Here is a 17,500-nt window from a genome sequence, read left to right as displayed (position 1 = left end):
TCAATAATTTTTATTATTCTTTATTTCTAATTTAACAAAAACGTCCCATTACATCATTTTATGTCTCTAAAATAATTGTATCCAGACAATGCCTTTTTAACTTTACAAGTTAAAAATTGAAGAATGAAAACAGGAATTGACGCCATCTCCTTTGATGTAGCAAAAATACATTTGCCTATAAATACATTGGCGAAAGCCAGAAATATCGAACCCGAAAAACTAGAAAAAGGACTGGGTTTAATGAAAATGACATTGCCGGACACGCATCAAGACACCGTTGTTTTTGGCGCCAATGCTTTGACAAAATTAATTTCAGGCAACAACATCAACCTCAACGAAATCGCCCGAATTTATGTAGGAACTGAAAGCGCCATTGACAGCTCAAAACCTATCAGCTCCTTTTTAGTAGCTTTGATGGAACAAAAATTTGGGGAAAACATCTTGTCCGAATGCGATGTGGTTGATTTTACTTTTGCCTGTATTGGCGGAGTTGATGCCATACAAAACTGTATTGATTTTGTAACATTGAATCCAACAAAAAAAGCAATTGTGGTCACCACTGATTTTGCAAAATACGACTTAAACTCTACCGGAGAATATACGCAAGGCGCAGGCGCTTTGGCCATGTTAATAACTTCAAACCCAAGGATTATAACTTTCGAAAACAATTGGGCCACTAGCACAAAAGGAGTTTTTGACTTTTTTAAACCGTACCGAACGCTTTCGAAAACAGCAATTACAGGAAATGCAGCTAACGAACCATGGTTTGAAAATTTAGAATGTGAAGTTGAAATCCACAAAGACCAACCGGTTTTTGACGGTCAATATTCGAATCAATGCTATATGGACCGAACGAGAGAGGCTTATTTTTCATTCAAAAAATTAAAAAATACTACCGAAACTGTTTACGATTCCTGGAAAAGTATTGTTATGCACTTGCCTTATGCTTTTCAGGGACGCCGAATGTTATCTGAAATATATGCTTTGGACGCTTCCAAAACAATTATTTCCGGTGATGAAGACGCATCAGAATATCAAAATAAACTGAAAGAAATCAGTAAATCAGAAGCCTACAAGGAATTTGTAAACGAAAAATTAATGCCCGCAGAAATTGCTTCTTCATTAATTGGAAATCTATACACAGGTTCTATTTTCATGGGATTACTATCAACTTTGGCTCATTTTTACGATACTGAAAAAGAAATAAGCGGCAGTAAATTTGGCTTTCTGGCGTACGGAAGCGGCTCAAAATCAAAAGTTTTTGAAGGAACGATTCAACAAGACTGGAAATTAGCCATAGCTGAAGTCAAACTTTTTGAAACAATAGAAAAAAGTTTCGAAATTGACTTTGAAACTTATAATAAACTACACAAAAAGGAACAAAAAACCAGTATTCGAACTCCAAAAAACGAATGGGTTTTAGACCGAATTGAAAATGAAATTCCAAATTTAATTGGCGCTCGTTATTACAAATGGGTAGATTAATTTAAAATTCTACAAAAAAAGCACCGACAATTCACAGTTGAATTTTCGGTGCTTTTTCATTTAATAGACAGCTATGCGCTAACTGAATTTTGTCATGTATTGCTGTACAATAAAATCAGTGTTTTCGTTGCGCATTTTTTGTTCCAATTGAATTGGAGGCGAAGCACGTTCCAAACAATTTTTAACGGCACAAGTTTCACAGGTAACCCCGACAATCTGTTTTTTAATCGAATCACTTTCAATAAACTTGAATTTTTTCTTCATTCCCGGTGTAATTAATATTCCTACCGAAATACTGCGAATACAATCTATTTTAAACGGATCCGGCGTTGCCGATGAAAAAACAAGATATTCATTTTTGCTGTTTTCATAACTGGAGATTTGCGCATCAAAAAAATGACTTTTCTTTTGCTTCAATGATTGCTCTATCGTACGAATAGAAACCCATCTTCGGCAGTAATGCTCATTCATTTCATTCGCATGCGGTTCCTGCTGGTTCGTGATATGCAATTCCTTTTTTATCTGATACGTATCCGTTCCTATTTGATGCGACAATCTCAGAAAGAAAAGGTTTTTCAACTGAAAGTCTTTTGGCAAAATATTAGTCAACCTTTGATAGAACGATTCAGGCGAAACATTGAACCCGCTCATCAAAGCAATCATTTCCTGAGGTTTTGGATCTGTTTTAGACAAAAATAAATTCAGTTCGTCAATCAGTTTCTGCCTTGGAATAAGTAACGCTCCGGCAAAATAAGAAGCATAAAAGTTGTTCAAAACCTGATCGAAGTTATCAAACTTAATCCAGCTGAACGTGTACAATCTTTCGGTGATTTCAAGGTAATTATACGCAATTTCTTTGGCCAGAATAAACGATTTTTGAGGTTCGTCAATGTCTAATGAAAGCAACAATGTCTTGCTTTTTGGCACAAAAATCGATCTCAAATCACCCAATTGTTCTTGCTCCGAAAAAACGAGTTCTTTTATCGTATAACCATATTCTTCTATTAGTATCGCCGTAAGTTCTTCAATCGAAATTTTGGCTTCAATATTCACGTGAAACGCTTTCGAAAACTGTAATACTTTCTGTTCTAAATCTTCAAAATAGTTTGTATGTGCTTCTTGATACGATCGCAACGAAGCCAAAAAGAAACTCTCTCTTGTCAAATTATAATGTTGTGCAATCTCAATAATCGTACTGATAAACGCATTGACTTTTGCAGGAGCGTTAGCAATAATATCGATAAGGTCATTTTCCTGAATCCCAAAAATCTCCAGAGGAATTTCTTTTAGAATTCCCGATTTTAGAATTTCTCCAATGGGTGCCAGATTATTATCCAGCTTCAATGAAACCATATTATCATAGGAAACATCTAACTTTTCAGATAACAGAATGATTTTATCCGTTTTAGGATATTTTTTGCCTTTTTCAATTTCGTTCAAATACGATTTTGACAGGTCCGTGATTTTCGCCAAACCAAACAATGACAGATTCTTATTGGTGCGAGCCTGCTTCAGTTTTAATCCAAAAATTAACTTGATATAATCCTTTTCTATGTTCATATCTCAAAGATATACTAAAAAAATATTTTCGCCAAAAAAAATATTTTTAATTTTTAGCGTACGTTCGCTTGTTTTGTAAAAAACTTTTTGTAACATTGTCGTGTAAAACATTTTAACCATGAAAACTAATATTGAAATAACCGAAAAAACGTTACAGTTTTCAACTGAAACAAAAGAACATTATCCAGAAATTTTGACGGATGAAGCTATTGATTTAATAACGGAATTGCATCACAGATTCAATGACAAAAGACTTTTGCTATTAGCCGAAAGAAAAAATCAACAGCATTTATTTGATGCAGGCACGTTACCAACATTTCCTTCTGAAACAAAAAGCATCAGAGAAAGTAATTGGGAAGCTGCAACAACACCCGAGGATTTATTAGACCGAAGAGTCGAAATAACCGGACCGGTCGATAGAAAAATGGTTATCAATGCATTGAATTCGGGGGCAAAAACATTCATGGCTGATTTTGAAGACAGCACTTCTCCTACTTGGAGCAACTTAATGACGGGTCAACAAAACCTGAAAGACGCGGTAAATAAAACCATTGCTCTTGAAGATACTATAAAGAATAAAAAATACAGTCTGAACAACGAAACTGCCGTACTGATTGTTCGACCAAGAGGCTTGCATTTGCCGGAGAAAAATATTTTGATTGATGGAGAACAAACTTCGGGTTCCTTAATTGACTTTGGTTTGTATGCTTTTCACAATCACAAACAACTTATTGAGGATGGAACGGCACCTTATTTTTACATTCCAAAACTGGAACATTATCTGGAAGCAAGATGGTGGAATGAAGTTTTCGAATTCACGCAGGAATATTTAGGCGTGAAAAACGGAACATTCAAAGCCACGGTTTTAATCGAAACTATAACTGCCAGTTTTCAATTGGACGAAATCATTTTTGAATTGAAAGATCATATTGTTGGCCTTAATTGCGGGCGATGGGATTACATTTTTTCATACATCAAAAAACTAAGAAAAAACCCGGCTTTCATTGTTCCAAACAGAGATCAGGTGACGATGACTGCACCATTTATGAGTGCATATTCCCAATTGGTTATTCAAAGATGCCACAAACGAAATATTCATGCAATTGGTGGAATGGCGGCACAAATTCCAATAAAAAATAACGAAGAAGCTAATAAAATTGCTTTCGACAAAGTAATAGCCGACAAAGAACGGGAAGTAAAAAATGGTCATGACGGCACTTGGGTCGCACATCCGGATTTGGTTTCACTTGCCATGACGGTTTTCGATAAATACATGCCGACCAAAAATCAGATTCATGTAAAAAGAGAAGATGTACACGTTACCGAAAGTGATTTGCTCGAAACTCCCAAAGGAACTATAACTGAAGAAGGTGTTCGAAAAAACATCAGTATTTCAGTTTTATATATCGCTTCATGGCTCAACGGACAAGGTGCAGCAGCGTTACATAATTTAATGGAAGATGCAGCTACTGCTGAGATTTCGAGATCACAATTGTGGCAATGGCTACAAAACGAAGTCGTTTTAGACAATCAAAAAGTCCTGACCGAAAAATACTATCACCGACTAGCGATGGAAGAATTTGAAAAAATCAGAAAACTTGTTGGAAACGAAAATCACGAAAAACATAAATACAGATTGGCCGAACAATTATTAGACATTTTGGTCGTGAACGACAATTTTATCGAATTTTTGACAATTCCAGGATACAAATACATTTAAAAAATCAATTGCAATACCTATTAACAAACAACCAAAAAAAAAGAAAAATGAAAACTACAGAAACAAGAATTCAAGAATTAGTTACCGACTGGATTACGAACCCAAGATGGAATGGCATTGAGCGACCTTACACTGCTGAAGAAGTGGTAAAATTGCAAGGTTCGTATCAAATAGAACATAGTGTTGCCAGAATTGGAGCGAATACTTTATGGAATAAACTAAATTCTCAGGATTTTGTAGCCGGACTTGGCGCACTTACCGGAAACCAAGCCATTCAAGAGGTAGAAGCAGGATTAGATGCTATTTATTTGAGCGGTTGGCAAGTTGCAGCTGATGCAAACGTAGCCGGAGAAATGTATCCTGACCAATCTTTATATCCTGCTAACAGTGTTCCATTAGTAGTAAAACGAATCAATAATGCCCTGTTGAGAGCAGACCAAATACAAGTAGTAAACGGAACAACTGATAAAAAACAATATTTAGTTCCTATTGTTGCTGACGCCGAAGCTGGTTTTGGTGGAAACCTGAACGCTTTCGAATTAATGAAATCGATGATTGAAGCGGGAGCTGCGGGAGTTCACTTTGAGGATCAATTGAGTTCTGCTAAAAAATGCGGTCACTTAGGCGGAAAAGTATTGGTTCCTACACAAGAAGCCATCAACAAATTGATTGCGGCTCGATTAGCGGCTGACGTAATGGGAACGCCAACTATTGTTGTTGCCCGTACAGATGCAGATGCAGCTAACCTATTGACTAGCGATATTGATACAAGAGATGCTAAATTCATCACGGGTGAAAAAACCGGAGAAGGCTTTTTCTATGTAAATTGTGGTGTGGAGCAAGGAATTGACAGAGGATTGAGTTATGCGCCTTATGCAGATTTAATTTGGATGGAAACCAGCAATCCGGATCTGGATTACGCAAGAAAATTTGCCGAAGGAATTCACGCAAAATTCCCAGGAAAAATGTTGGCTTACAACTGTTCGCCTTCTTTCAACTGGGCTGCAAAATTATCCGTTGCTGAAATGGAAACGTTCCGCGAAGATCTTGCTGCAATGGGATACAAATTCCAATTCATAACATTGGCAGGATTCCACGCGTTGAATACGAGTATGTTCGAATTGTCTAAAGCCTACAAAGAAAGAGGAATGGCGGGCTATTCTGAATTACAGGAAAGAGAATTTGCTTTGCAAAAACACGGCTTCAAAGCCGTAAAACACCAAGGTTTCGTAGGAACTTCTTATTTTGATGCGGTACAAAATACCGTGACAATTGGAAAATCTTCTACAACTGCGATGAAAGATTCTACAGAAGTAGCACAGTTTTAAGAAAGCAGCAACCATAAAAAAACACGATTTCATCTAGAATCGTGTTTTTTGTTTTTAAAATAAAAGGATTGTTTATTTTGATTCTATAATTTCAAGATCAGTAACCACTTTCTCGCTTCCTTTTTGAATACTTATTTTATTCACTGAGACTGGAAGGTAATATTTGCCGTTTTTAGCTGCTTCCAATTTTAGTTTTTTGTCTTTATTTTTCCAATTATCAGCTATTGCTTTACTTATAGAAAGATCATAAACGTGTTTGTTTAGTCCTTTTGACGCTTTCACTTTCTGAGAATAAACGACTTCTTTAAAGCTGTTTTCAATTTGTAAAAGCACTTCTGAATCCCCATTCGAATAAAACCAAATCTCCGCTTTTGGCTCTGAAGCTTTAGCCCAAGAACTCCAGCTATTTCCCCATTCTCTTGATTTTTTTATCTTTTTTAATTCAAAAACATGAAGATTTTCTGCTACTACTTTATCGCTCAATTGCTGCACTTGTTCTAAATTGACTTTATACACCGAGCGACCGTGAGTTCCTACCACTAAATCTTTGACTTTCTTTTGAATCACTAGATCGTGAACGGCTACATTTGGGATTCCGTTAGAAAAATCATTCCAGCTCGTTCCTTTATTTAACGAAACATACAATCCGTTATCCGTTCCCAGATACAAAACATTCTCGTTGACATTATCCTCAACAATTACATTCACAGGACTTGCAGGCAAATTACTGGCGATATTTTTCCAACTTTGTCCAAAATCATCTGATACATACACATAACTCGTGAAATCATCATTTCGATATCCGTTTAAAGTTGCATAAACTCTTTCTTTCTTATGCGCCGAAGCCACGACTCTGGAAACCCAACGATTCTGAGGTAAATTTCCCGAAATTTTGTTCCAAGTTGCACCGCCATCTTTCGAAACATGAATCAATCCGTCATCACTTCCCGTGTAGAGTAAACCAAACTGCAAAGCACTTTCGCTGATCGTAGCGATGGTCCCAAAAGCTACATTTCCTTCTTTCACTCCTTGTGTCAAATCAGGCGAAATAGCGGTCCAAGTTTGCCCTTGATTCATCGAACGGTGCAAGAAATTAGACCCCATGTATAAAATATCCTGATTGTGCGAAGACAATAGAATAGGCGTTTGCCAATTGAATCGGAACGGTTTTTCGTCCTTTTTTGGCTTTGGAGAAATATAATCCCGTTTGTTATTCGCACGATCAATTCTATAATAGTTTCCAAACTGAAAACCTGTAAAAACAATATTTGGATTTCTTTTATCAATTTGAGTTTGCATTCCGTCGCCTCCCATCAAATTTTCATAAGGATATTTTCCAGTTTGGTACCATTCTGAGGAATATTTATACGTACTTGGTCCAACCCAAACACCATTATCCTGCATCCCTCCATAAATATTATATGGCTCTTGCTCATCTACATTCACTGCATAAAACTGACTTACTGAATGCGAATTACTTTTTACCCAATGCGCTCCATCATCATACGAAATGTTCAAACCACCGTCATTTCCATTAATTAAATACCCGGATTTATTTGGGTTCACCCAAACTACGTGATGATCTGCGTGAACATTTTCTTCGCTTATGGAGGTAAATGTTTTCCCGCCATCATTCGATTTGATAATCGGCACACCTGACAAATAAATTTTATTCACATCGTTTGGATCAACAGAAATGACGCTAAAATAATAGCCGTACGAATAAAAGAAATCATCAATAAAATCTTGGTGGGTCTTACTCCAATTTTTTCCTCCATTACTTGATTTGTATACTTCGGCGCCAATAACTTCTGTTTCGGCTAAACTATTTATCGCATCCAGAACCACTTTTGCGGCTTCATTAGGTTGCAAATACCCATTTTGAACCCAGTGTTTGATATTTTCTGCTCTGTATTTCTCGGTCAATCCGTAATTCTTTAAAATAGAATTCAGACTTTTATTCGGCAATTTCAAAAATTCGTCTCCCGGCATAGAAAATGCAACCGGCAACGAATTGCTTTTTTTAGATTGCAACGGTCTTTTGAATTGATTATCCAAAATGGCATACACGTTATTATCATCATACACCGCTAAACCAATTCGCCCAACGCCTTCGCCAACAGGAAATCCGCTTTCAGCATTCGTAAAAAGTTTCCATGTCAATCCCGCATCTTCACTTTTATAAATTCCAGAAGTAGCGCCACTTCCAATAAAATCCCACGCTTTTCTGTCTTTGCTCCATGAAGCCGCAAATTGAACCTTAAAGTTTTTTGGCGAAACAGCAACATCTATAATCCCTGTTTCATCATCGATATAAAGGGTTTTACTCCACGTTTTTCCGCCATTAATCGTTTTATAAATTCCTCGTTCTTCGTTTTTCGAATACAAATGTCCCACTGCGCCCACAACAACTTCATCTGGATTTGATGGATTTATTAGGATTCTGCTGATGTGATGGCTGTCGTGCAATCCCATATTTTGCCAAGTCTTTCCTTTATCTTCGGATTTCAAAACTCCAATTCCTGCATAAGATGATCGGGACGAATTCACTTCACCAGTTCCTACCCAAATCGTTCCTCGTTTCCAATCTATCGCGATATCACCCACATTTTGCGTAGGCGCCGCATCCATAACCGGCGAAAAACTCATCCCATTATTATTCGTGTACCAAAGTCCGCCCGAAGCATATCCCACATAAAATTCGGTTGGATTTTCCGGATTTACATCCACATCCACCACTCTTCCACTCATCACCGTTGGCCCCACATTTTCGAAAGTAACCTGCTGAAAAATCGATTGATTTTCCATTTGTTTTTTGGATTCCAATGATTGCTGAATCGCTTCGGTAGAAACCTGTCCCCAAGAGACACTTTGTACGATAAGGGCAGAGAAGAGTACTATTTTTTTCATGTAAACTGATTTGAATTGGAAAATTAATCATAAAAATAGTTATCTAAAAATTTTATAGTGTAATTAACATCCGTTTCTCTCAAAGTTAGTATTTTTGAATATTCAATATAAAAAGTAAGGATTGTATAATGTTATTTATATTTATCCATAAAAACGCCCATTAAGATTGCATTTTACTACAATTAAATAAAAAAAATCAACATATGAAATACCACCAAATTGACCGAGATTTATTTATAAAAAATAGAGCAAAGTTCATGGCTCAGATGAAGCCAAAAAGCGTTGCCATTTTCAATTCTAATGATATTTATCCCGTTTCTGCAGATAGTACGTTGCCATTTGCACAACACCGTGATATCTTTTACTTAAGCGGAGTCGATCAGGAAGAAAGTATTTTATTGCTTTTCCCAGATGCGCCATACGAGTACCAAAGAGAAATGGTTTTCTTGAAAGAAACCAGCGAACACATTGCAATTTGGGAAGGTGAAAAACTGACTAAAGAGCGTGCTTTTGAAGTAACAGGAATCAGAACCGTACATTGGTTACAGGATTTTGAAAAAGTTTTATTCGAAATGATGACTCATGCTGAAACAATTTACATCAATACTAATGAGCATTACCGTGCTACCGTAGAAACTGAAACGCGCGAAGCCCGTTTTGTAAAATGGTGGAAAGAGAAATATCCTGCACATGCTGTCGCCAAAAGTAACCCGATATTGCAACGCCTTCGTTCTGTAAAAGAAACCGAAGAATTGGATTTAATCCAAAAAGCCTGTAATATTACCGAACTTGGTTTTAGAAGATTATTGCCTTTCGTGAAACCAAACGTTACCGAATACGAAATCGAAGCCGAGTTGATTCACGAATTCATTCGCAACCGTTCCAGAGGTTTCGCTTACACGCCAATAATCGCTTCCGGAAACAATGCCAATGTGTTGCACTATATCGAAAACAACCAACAATGCAAAGCCGGTGATTTGATCTTACTAGATGTTGCAGCTGAATATGCGAATTATTCCAGTGATATGACGCGTACCATTCCAGTTTCAGGAAAGTACACCAAAAGACAAAAAGAAGTGTACAATGCCGTTTTAAATGTAAAAAACGAAGCGACCAAAATGCTGACTACAGGAACACTTTGGAAACAATACCATATCGAAGTAGGTAAATTAATGACTTCAGAACTACTAGGTTTGGGTCTTATTGACAAAGCCGATGTGCAAAACGAAAACCCAGAATGGCCCGCTTATAAAAAATATTTCATGCATGGGACATCACACCACATGGGATTGGACACGCACGATTACGGAATCCTGACCGAACCCATGCAAGCCAATATGGTATTTACCGTAGAGCCTGGAATTTACATTCCTGCCGAAGGTTTCGGAATCCGTCTGGAGGACAACATTATCGTTCAGGAAAGCGGTGAACCGTTCAACATGATGCGCAACATCCCAATTGAAGTGGACGAAATCGAAGAATTAATGAACAGTTAATTCCTTGAAAACATACAATCAAATCGGTTTACAGCAATGTGAACCGATTTTTTTTTTGGGCGCAACCCAGCTTCCGTAAACTCCAGCTACGTCGGGCTATACGCTGCAAGTCCTCGTCTCGTCAAAAAAGACAAGACTGCGGGCTTTCCGCTGCTATCCCTTGCGCACTAGAACGAGAAAACATATAGTTCCAAAACATCAATTCCAAAATTCATGGTAAAGCTGTAACTTTATTATCACGCTTCCGACATATTTAAAAAACTTAAAACACAGAAATCATGCAAGCACACGAAATAGACTACCACATTTACGGCGAGGAAATGCAATATGTGGAAATAGAACTGGACCCACAGGAAATTGTAATTGCCGAAGCGGGAAGTTTTATGATGATGGACAATAATATCCAAATGGAAACCATTTTTGGAGACGGTTCCGGGCAGGAAAACGGATTATTTGGCAAGCTTTTAAGCGCCGGAAAAAGAGTACTCACTGGCGAAAGTCTTTTTATGACTGCGTTCATCAATCAAAACAATACCAAAAGCAAAGTTTCATTCGCATCGCCTTATCCCGGGAAAATAATCCCAATAGACTTGACACAATTTGGTGGAAAATTCATTTGCCAGAAAGATTCTTTCCTTTGCGCTGCCAAAGGTGTTTCTGTGGGAATCGAATTCTCTAAAAAACTCGGTCGTGGATTGTTTGGTGGCGAAGGTTTCATCATGCAAAAAATAGAAGGCGACGGAATGGCGTTTGTACATACCGGCGGAACATTAGCCAAAAAAGAATTAGCCGCAGGCGAAATACTAAAAGTCGACACCGGTTGCATCGTAGGTTTTACCAAAGATGTCGATTATGACATTGAGTTTATTGGCGGTATTAAGAATTCTATTTTTGGTGGCGAAGGTTTGTTTTACGCTACACTCCGCGGTCCAGGAACAGTTTATGTACAATCCTTGCCTTTCAGCCGACTTGCGGACAGAATCATCGCCTCTGCACCAAGAGCAGGCGGAAACAGTCGCGACGAAGGAAGTTTATTAGGCGGATTAGGAAGTTTGCTAGATGGAGATAGAAGATTTTAAATTTTATTAACGGCTTTCAGAAATGGAGGCCGTTTATTTATACCATATAATTTTCACCATACTTTTGCCAAAGTTTTTTACTAAATTCCCTTTCAAGATTTGCTTTAGTAATTTCTACGAAAGCTAATCTTCCGGAAGCATTTAAATCAATTATTATATCTTTTTTAATGAAAGAAAAAAGGTTTTTCACTTTACTTTTATTATCATTTTCATCATAATAAAAGACAACTATACCAGATGTTTGGGTGTAATCTTTTTCTAAAAAACAAAATATATTTTCAATATATTCTTTATCCGATTTATCTAAAGAATGTCCAAAAACATAAAAAACATTTTCTTCTGAAATCTGTGTGTCCTTGTTGGGAATTTCAAACAAAGTATTATTTGTTCTTTTTATTATTTTTTGATAATATTTCGAGAATTCGAAAGCTTTATTTGAAACAATCTCATTTGGAATTTCATCCACTCCTAAAACAATATTTTGAATTGAATTATCAATATTTGTTTCACCGTGTAAATAAACTACATTGGTATTATGAATATATAATTTCTCTAAACTTGGCGTGTAGTTAAACGAGTAAAAGAAGTCAATAAAATGGATAGGAATCTTCAAATTACCTGTGAAATTATCATAAAACTGCATTATAATATAAGATAAATAGATATTAAAAATAGTTGTAAATTCATCCAATGAAAATGCCATTTTTCTTAACACTTCTTTTCCATCAAATTTACCTGTTCTTATATTTATATATTTATCATCTATATTTACAGCACCCTCAACTCCTTTATCACAAAAATCAAATTCTGAAAAATCAATATAAATATTCAAATCATCATTTTTGAAAAATTTTTCTCCTGTTCGTTTTTTTTCTACGAGCCTGATCAAAGACGATATCTGAATTAATACATTTTCTATTTCACTTTCAAAATCAATCCAAGTCTCGATTTCAGATATCTTATTAAAATGTTTATACCAAGTATTATTTTTTAATAATACATCTAATTCTTTAATTTTAAAATAATCAAATCTAATATCATTAACTTTGTAGTTGTCTATAATTAAGTCATAATCAACAGGGAATTTATCCTTAAAAATTCTACCAAACAAATCCTTAAATGATATTTCTTTTTTAAACTCAAATTTCTCAACAGTCTTCATTATAGCCATAAAATGGTTATATTTTGTTGGTAAATGGTGAAATAAATCAAATCCGTTTCCTGTAATTAAAATCTTGCTCATATTTTCTCAAATCCTTTTCTCAAATATACTATTTTTAATACAAACGCATTCATCAATTACTTATATGCCCTTATATTTCTTAAATGGTTAAAAAAATAAAATGCTACTTTTGTAGACTAAATTTCCATTTTGAAACAAATTCTCTTTAAAAACACCAACATCTCCTATTCCGATACTGGGAAAGGAACCGCTATTGTCTTGCTTCATGGTTTCTTGGAAAACAAAGGCATGTGGGATTTTTATATTCCAGAATTTGCTAAAAAAAACCGCGTCATTACTATAGATTTATTAGGGCAGGGCGAAACGGAATGTTTGAGTTACGTGCAAACGATGGAAGATAATGCCGATGCAGTCCACGCTGTTTTATCGGAATTACGCATCCGAAAAGCCATTTTTGTCGGGCATTCTATGGGTGGTTATGTTGCTTTGGCTTTCGCCGAATTGTATCCAGACACGATAAAAGGATTGGTTTTATTAAACTCTACCGCAAGAGCCGACAGCGAGGAACGAAAAACAAATCGGGATCGAGCTATTAAAGCGGTGAAACAATCTTTTATGAACTTTGTTTCGCTTTCTATTGCAAACTTATTCAGCGAATCCAACAGAGAACGACTTTCATACGAAATTGAAAGTGTAAAAAAAGAAGCTTTAAAAACACCGCTTCAAGGAATCGTTGCGTCGCTGGAAGGAATGAAAATACGACAAGATCGGGAAGTGTTATTGCATCTTACACCTTATCCAAAATTATTGATTCTGGGGGAAAAAGATCCAGTTTTAAATTACGAAGAAACCAAAGAACAGATAGAAAACACTGCAGTAAAACTGGTGACTTTTCCGGACGGACACATGAGTCATATTGAAAACCAAGACCAGTTATTGATTGTATTGTTGGCTTTTTTCAAAAGCATCTAAATCATTCCTGATTTCAAATACCCTTTTTCAACCAATTCGCTTTTGTCTTTCAAGTGGTGCATTTTTCCTTCTTTCATCAACGCTAGTTTTGTGGAAACCTTAATCACATTTTCATAGTTATGATCCGTGATAATAATGCCTTTTACACTGGACATTACAGTGATTAATTCATTAATTTTTTCAATCATTATGGGCGACAAACCATTGTAAGGCTCGTCCAGCAAAACAAATTTTGACGCATTATTCAGGATTAATTTAATCTCTAAATACCGTAATTCTCCGCCGGATAAATGTTTTATTTTTTTGTTCAGCATTGATTGAATCATTTCATCATCATAAAAATCCTGCAATTTCTCTTTGGCAATCGATAATAAGATTGTCTTTTGTATCGAGAATGAATTTGGAATAAAATTATCTTGAGGCAAATAACTAATTTCATTTAGCAAATCGCTGGTTTTTGATTTCACGACGCCATCCACCCGAACAAATTTAAAATCAGCAGCTACAATTCCAAAAATGATTTTCAACAAAGTAGATTTTCCGGAACCATTTCTTCCTAAAATACCAATGATATCTGTGGTTTCACATTTCAAATACACATCGGAAACTATGATTTTACCATCATACTGTTTTTGAACACTGTCTACTTCTAAAATATTTTTAGTCATACGAGTTTCAGTACTACATTAATGAATAAAATCAGCACCATCGAAAAAACAAAATTCATCAGAAAACCATACACAAACAATTGCATTTTTGAAATTCCGTTGTTGTAATAAAACAGGTATCCATTTTTAGCATTCACCTCTTTTATCAAAATGCTAATGAAGAAACCAAAAATAATAAGTACATATTTGAAGGTTTCAAATCCTCCAAAAACCCATGCCAAAGCACTTATTGACATGTTTATTGTCAATGTACTTTTGTAAAACTCAAAAATGTTGGCTAATTTTCTGATTTTGAATTCTGTTTAAATTATTTTCTCTTCAAAAGGAATGTTTTGATCTAAAATTTCGCCTAGTAAAAGAACCATTTGTTCTAAATAATTACTCAAAATTTCTTCATTTATAATTGAATTTATTTCTTTGTCTTCTTTAAAATTAAACGGAAGAAAACCCGCTTTTAAATTCTTGAAAGAGATAATTCCGGCTTCAATTGGCTTTCCTTTTGCTTCGTGCTCATACATAAAAGCATAGGCGAGGACCTGAATGATTTTATCGCTTTTAATATCTTCCGTTAATCGGTTCCAGGATTTCAAAGTAACATTTCCCTTTTCTACTTTACCGGTTTTATAATCAATAATTCGAATGACTCCGTTGCGCTCTTCAATTCTATCTACATTTCCTTTTATCAATACCGGAAAAGGCAAATTTGGATGATTTAATGTTCTTCCAAAAGTTTGTTCTAAAGCTAGAATTTTTATCGCATCGCCATTTTTAATACTTTCCAGTTCCACTTTCAGGAAATTCGAAACATTACGTTTGGCTACTTCAAACGCTAATAAATTTCGACCTTTTTTTATTTCGCCTTCTTTATAAACTAATTTGAATTGCTTCAAAACCTCAGCATCTATTTGTTTGAAACAATTTAAAATATCGCTTTCTGAAATAAATTTACCAATGAAAGGCTCGTACAAAACTTTTAGAGTTTCGTGGATAATGGTTCCCAACGTATTCAAAGCAATATTTTCCTCTACTTCTTCAACTTCGCTGATGTGTAAAATCTTCTGGAAATAAAACTGAATCGGATTCCGGATATAACTCGTCAATGCCGATGGAGAAAAACCTTTTTCGGCAATTTCTTTCAATCGTACCATCACACTTTCCGACTTTGGAATCACCATCGGTTGATACGCTGTTTCGGGTAAAACAGCATTATATATTTCGTGAGTCAGCGTATGATTTCTTTGCTTTTCGACTTCCAGTTGGGTGATGAATCGGCTTTTTTCACCCGCATCCAGACCTTCACTTTCCGTATTATAAAGCAAATAAATGTTTTTGGCGCGTTGCAACAAATGATAGAAATGATAGGTGTAAATCGCATCTTTTTCTTTGAATGTAGGCAAACCTAATTCGCGTTTCACATCATACGGAATAAACGAATTTTGCGATTTTCCCGCCGGAAATTTCCCTTCATTCATCGAAGTGACAATCACGGTGTCAAAATCCAAAACACGACTTTCTAAGACTCCCATAATCTGTAACCCATTCAACGGTTCTCCTTCAAAAGAAACTTCCGCTAAATCAATTACTTGTTTGTAAATGGCATAAAGCGTTTCTATTTTATCGATATGTTCATGTTTCGAATAATAATTAATCAGTTTGTTAATGACTTTGAAAATGGCAAAAACAAAAGCTTTGGTGATTTTTTCTTCTTCGTTATCGTTGCTTAAATTTTCTTTTATGGTTTGCAATAATTTAGAAATAGTCTCTAATACCGGAATCGAACCTTCTTCCCATTTTTGGAATAATAGAAGAAACAATTCACTCGGAATTACATTCAATTCCATCAATTTATGATGCGTAATAAAAGTATAATTATTTTGATTGATGGTATGGACAAGCGCGCTGGTTTTCGCATACGGTTCCACCAAAGGATGCGTCAAAATATCCAATACATCTTTGTAATACAACACATAACTTTTGGCATTTCTAGACAATGCATTTGTGTGCATTTTGAATAATTTGGCAATCAAAATCTGCGCTGGATTATTCTTACTCGAATACCCCATCGTAATATTCAAAGCGCCAACAGTAGACGGCAACGAATATAAAAGTGGCACCAAAAGATTTTCCTCGCCTAAAACCACAGCTACTTTATCCAACTTGCCATTTGGATTTTCATTGATGACGTTCTCGATAATACTTCCGGCTATTTTTGCCTGACCAATTGTTTTGGGTGTACCAATTACCTGAATGTTTTTTGTCTGCGAAAAATCATTTACAATCCATTCAAACGGATGCTGCTTATAATGTTTCCAACTTTCTTTGAAACGGCGCACAAATAATCCTGCATCGTGATACGGATCATTGAGAAAGGTTTGGTCAACATCCCAATATATTTTGGCTTGATCGGTAGTAATAAGGTGTTGAATTATTTTTTCTTCGGCTGCATTCAACGCGTTAAAACCTGCAAAGACAAATTGTTTCTCTTGGACTGAATTCGAAAAATGATTTAAATTATTTACTGCCTCGCGATAAATCAAGCCTTGATATCCGATTCCTTTGTTCAGCAAATGTGTATAAAGCGATTGATAGTAATTGGGAAGTAATTTCCAAAAATCAATATATTTTTCTAATAATGCCGTTTTATTTTCGACTTCAATTCCCCATTTTTTGATATCCTCGATATCTTTCAGGTATGAAAGTACGTGAGAAGGATCTAATAAATAGCGGTCAATCTCATTAAAGTCCTGTAGCAGTGTTTTAGCCCAATTGGCAAACAATTCAAACGTTTGTTGGTTTGCTTTATCGGTAATGGATAAGTAGACTTCATAGAATTCAAATAATAGTTCAATGGGATCTATATTGCGAATACCTGCAATATTTTGAACAAAATCTTCAATACTTATAATTTCAGGAGAAAGTATATTTGTGGTAACTTGATTTTTTAACGCCTCAATCAGAAATATTTTAGCTCGTTTGTTTGGTAAAACTACAATCGTATTGGAAAGATTGCCTAAATAATTTTCAATTAAAACTGTGGCTATTTTATCTAAAAAAGAAGTATTTGTCATTCTATAAAAATAAAAAAAACGCCCCGATAAA

The 17,500-nt window shown here is 35.5% G+C and carries 12 protein-coding genes; 6 read left to right on the top strand and 6 right to left on the bottom strand.

Translation table 11 applies throughout. The annotated features are described in order from the left end of the window. Positions 1-123: 123 nt before the first annotated feature. On the top strand, positions 124-1,485 hold the full coding sequence (locus tag V5J73_RS01050; protein ID WP_338646988.1) for a hydroxymethylglutaryl-CoA synthase family protein: 1,362 nt from the start codon (positions 124-126) through the stop codon (positions 1,483-1,485). 78 nt (positions 1,486-1,563) lie between these two features. Here V5J73_RS01050 and V5J73_RS01045 read toward each other — a convergent pair whose 3' ends face one another. Next, positions 1,564-3,045, bottom strand: coding sequence for a helix-turn-helix domain-containing protein (locus V5J73_RS01045; protein ID WP_338646986.1), 1,482 nt, complete (start codon positions 3,043-3,045; stop codon positions 1,564-1,566). 118 nt (positions 3,046-3,163) lie between these two features. Between V5J73_RS01045 and aceB the strand changes: the two genes are divergently transcribed. Next, the gene (aceB, locus tag V5J73_RS01040; RefSeq protein ID WP_338646984.1) at positions 3,164-4,765 is read left to right on the top strand and encodes a malate synthase A; all 1,602 of its coding nucleotides are present in this window, start codon (positions 3,164-3,166) and stop codon (positions 4,763-4,765) included. Between the two features lie 47 nt (positions 4,766-4,812). Further along, complete coding sequence (gene aceA / locus V5J73_RS01035) at positions 4,813-6,093, top strand: isocitrate lyase (protein WP_338646982.1); 1,281 nt, start codon at positions 4,813-4,815, stop codon at positions 6,091-6,093. Between the two features lie 72 nt (positions 6,094-6,165). Here aceA and V5J73_RS01030 read toward each other — a convergent pair whose 3' ends face one another. Beyond that, on the bottom strand, positions 6,166-9,003 hold the full coding sequence (locus V5J73_RS01030; RefSeq protein ID WP_338646980.1) for a WD40/YVTN/BNR-like repeat-containing protein: 2,838 nt from the start codon (positions 9,001-9,003) through the stop codon (positions 6,166-6,168). A gap of 203 nt (positions 9,004-9,206) precedes the next feature. Here V5J73_RS01030 and V5J73_RS01025 point away from each other — a divergent pair, with 203 nt between their 5' ends. Together V5J73_RS01025 and V5J73_RS01020 are read left to right on the top strand one after the other, a co-directional pair. After that, positions 9,207-10,499 carry an aminopeptidase P family protein gene (locus V5J73_RS01025; protein WP_338646979.1) on the top strand — a complete coding sequence of 431 codons (1,293 nt, stop codon included), beginning with the start codon at positions 9,207-9,209 and terminating at the stop codon, positions 10,497-10,499. Positions 10,500-10,777: 278 nt separating this feature from the next. After that, positions 10,778-11,578 (top strand): TIGR00266 family protein, encoded by an 801-nt coding sequence (locus V5J73_RS01020; RefSeq protein WP_338646977.1) that lies wholly within the window; start codon positions 10,778-10,780, stop codon positions 11,576-11,578. A gap of 37 nt (positions 11,579-11,615) precedes the next feature. On the opposite strand, the gene V5J73_RS01015 is transcribed toward V5J73_RS01020, so the two are convergent. Beyond that, positions 11,616-12,821 (bottom strand): AbiH family protein, encoded by a 1,206-nt coding sequence (locus V5J73_RS01015; RefSeq protein ID WP_338646976.1) that lies wholly within the window; start codon positions 12,819-12,821, stop codon positions 11,616-11,618. Between the two features lie 129 nt (positions 12,822-12,950). Here V5J73_RS01015 and V5J73_RS01010 point away from each other — a divergent pair, with 129 nt between their 5' ends. After that, entirely contained in the window at positions 12,951-13,733 is a 783-nt protein-coding gene (locus V5J73_RS01010; RefSeq protein WP_338646975.1) for an alpha/beta fold hydrolase, read from the top strand. On the opposite strand, the gene V5J73_RS01005 is transcribed toward V5J73_RS01010, so the two are convergent. From V5J73_RS01005 to V5J73_RS00995, 3 genes are all read right to left on the bottom strand, one after another. Beyond that, the gene (locus V5J73_RS01005; protein ID WP_338646973.1) at positions 13,730-14,401 is read right to left on the bottom strand and encodes an ATP-binding cassette domain-containing protein; all 672 of its coding nucleotides are present in this window, start codon (positions 14,399-14,401) and stop codon (positions 13,730-13,732) included. The genes V5J73_RS01010 and V5J73_RS01005 overlap by 4 nt on opposite strands. Continuing rightward, positions 14,398-14,637, bottom strand: a complete 240-nt coding sequence (locus tag V5J73_RS01000; protein ID WP_338646971.1) for a hypothetical protein — start codon at positions 14,635-14,637, stop codon at positions 14,398-14,400. Before V5J73_RS01000 ends, V5J73_RS01005 begins: the two co-directional genes overlap by 4 nt. Before the next feature lie 66 nt (positions 14,638-14,703). Further along, on the bottom strand, positions 14,704-17,469 hold the full coding sequence (locus tag V5J73_RS00995) for a PD-(D/E)XK nuclease family protein (RefSeq protein ID WP_338646969.1): 2,766 nt from the start codon (positions 17,467-17,469) through the stop codon (positions 14,704-14,706). Positions 17,470-17,500 lie beyond the last annotated feature (31 nt).

Origin of the sequence: Flavobacterium sp. KS-LB2 (genome assembly GCF_036895565.1) — a bacterium.
Taxonomy (GTDB): Bacteria; Bacteroidota; Bacteroidia; order Flavobacteriales; family Flavobacteriaceae; genus Flavobacterium.
This window is presented reverse-complemented; position numbering and strand designations above follow the sequence as displayed.

Bases quoted from the DNA above. Each gene is read 5' to 3' on its own strand.
- V5J73_RS01005 (WP_338646973.1), bottom strand. From the start codon at position 14,401: ATGACTAAAAATATTTTAGAAGTAGACAGTGTTCAAAAACAGTATGAT.
- V5J73_RS01000 (WP_338646971.1), bottom strand. From the start codon at position 14,637: ATGTCAATAAGTGCTTTGGCATGGGTTTTTGGAGGATTTGAAACCTTC.
- V5J73_RS01030 (WP_338646980.1), bottom strand. From the start codon at position 9,003: ATGAAAAAAATAGTACTCTTCTCTGCCCTTATCGTACAAAGTGTCTCT.
- V5J73_RS01025 (WP_338646979.1), top strand. From the start codon at position 9,207: ATGAAATACCACCAAATTGACCGAGATTTATTTATAAAAAATAGAGCA.
- aceA (WP_338646982.1), top strand. From the start codon at position 4,813: ATGAAAACTACAGAAACAAGAATTCAAGAATTAGTTACCGACTGGATT.
- aceB (WP_338646984.1), top strand. From the start codon at position 3,164: ATGAAAACTAATATTGAAATAACCGAAAAAACGTTACAGTTTTCAACT.
- V5J73_RS01050 (WP_338646988.1), top strand. From the start codon at position 124: ATGAAAACAGGAATTGACGCCATCTCCTTTGATGTAGCAAAAATACAT.
- V5J73_RS01020 (WP_338646977.1), top strand. From the start codon at position 10,778: ATGCAAGCACACGAAATAGACTACCACATTTACGGCGAGGAAATGCAA.
- V5J73_RS01015 (WP_338646976.1), bottom strand. From the start codon at position 12,821: ATGAGCAAGATTTTAATTACAGGAAACGGATTTGATTTATTTCACCAT.
- V5J73_RS01045 (WP_338646986.1), bottom strand. From the start codon at position 3,045: ATGAACATAGAAAAGGATTATATCAAGTTAATTTTTGGATTAAAACTG.
- V5J73_RS00995 (WP_338646969.1), bottom strand. From the start codon at position 17,469: ATGACAAATACTTCTTTTTTAGATAAAATAGCCACAGTTTTAATTGAA.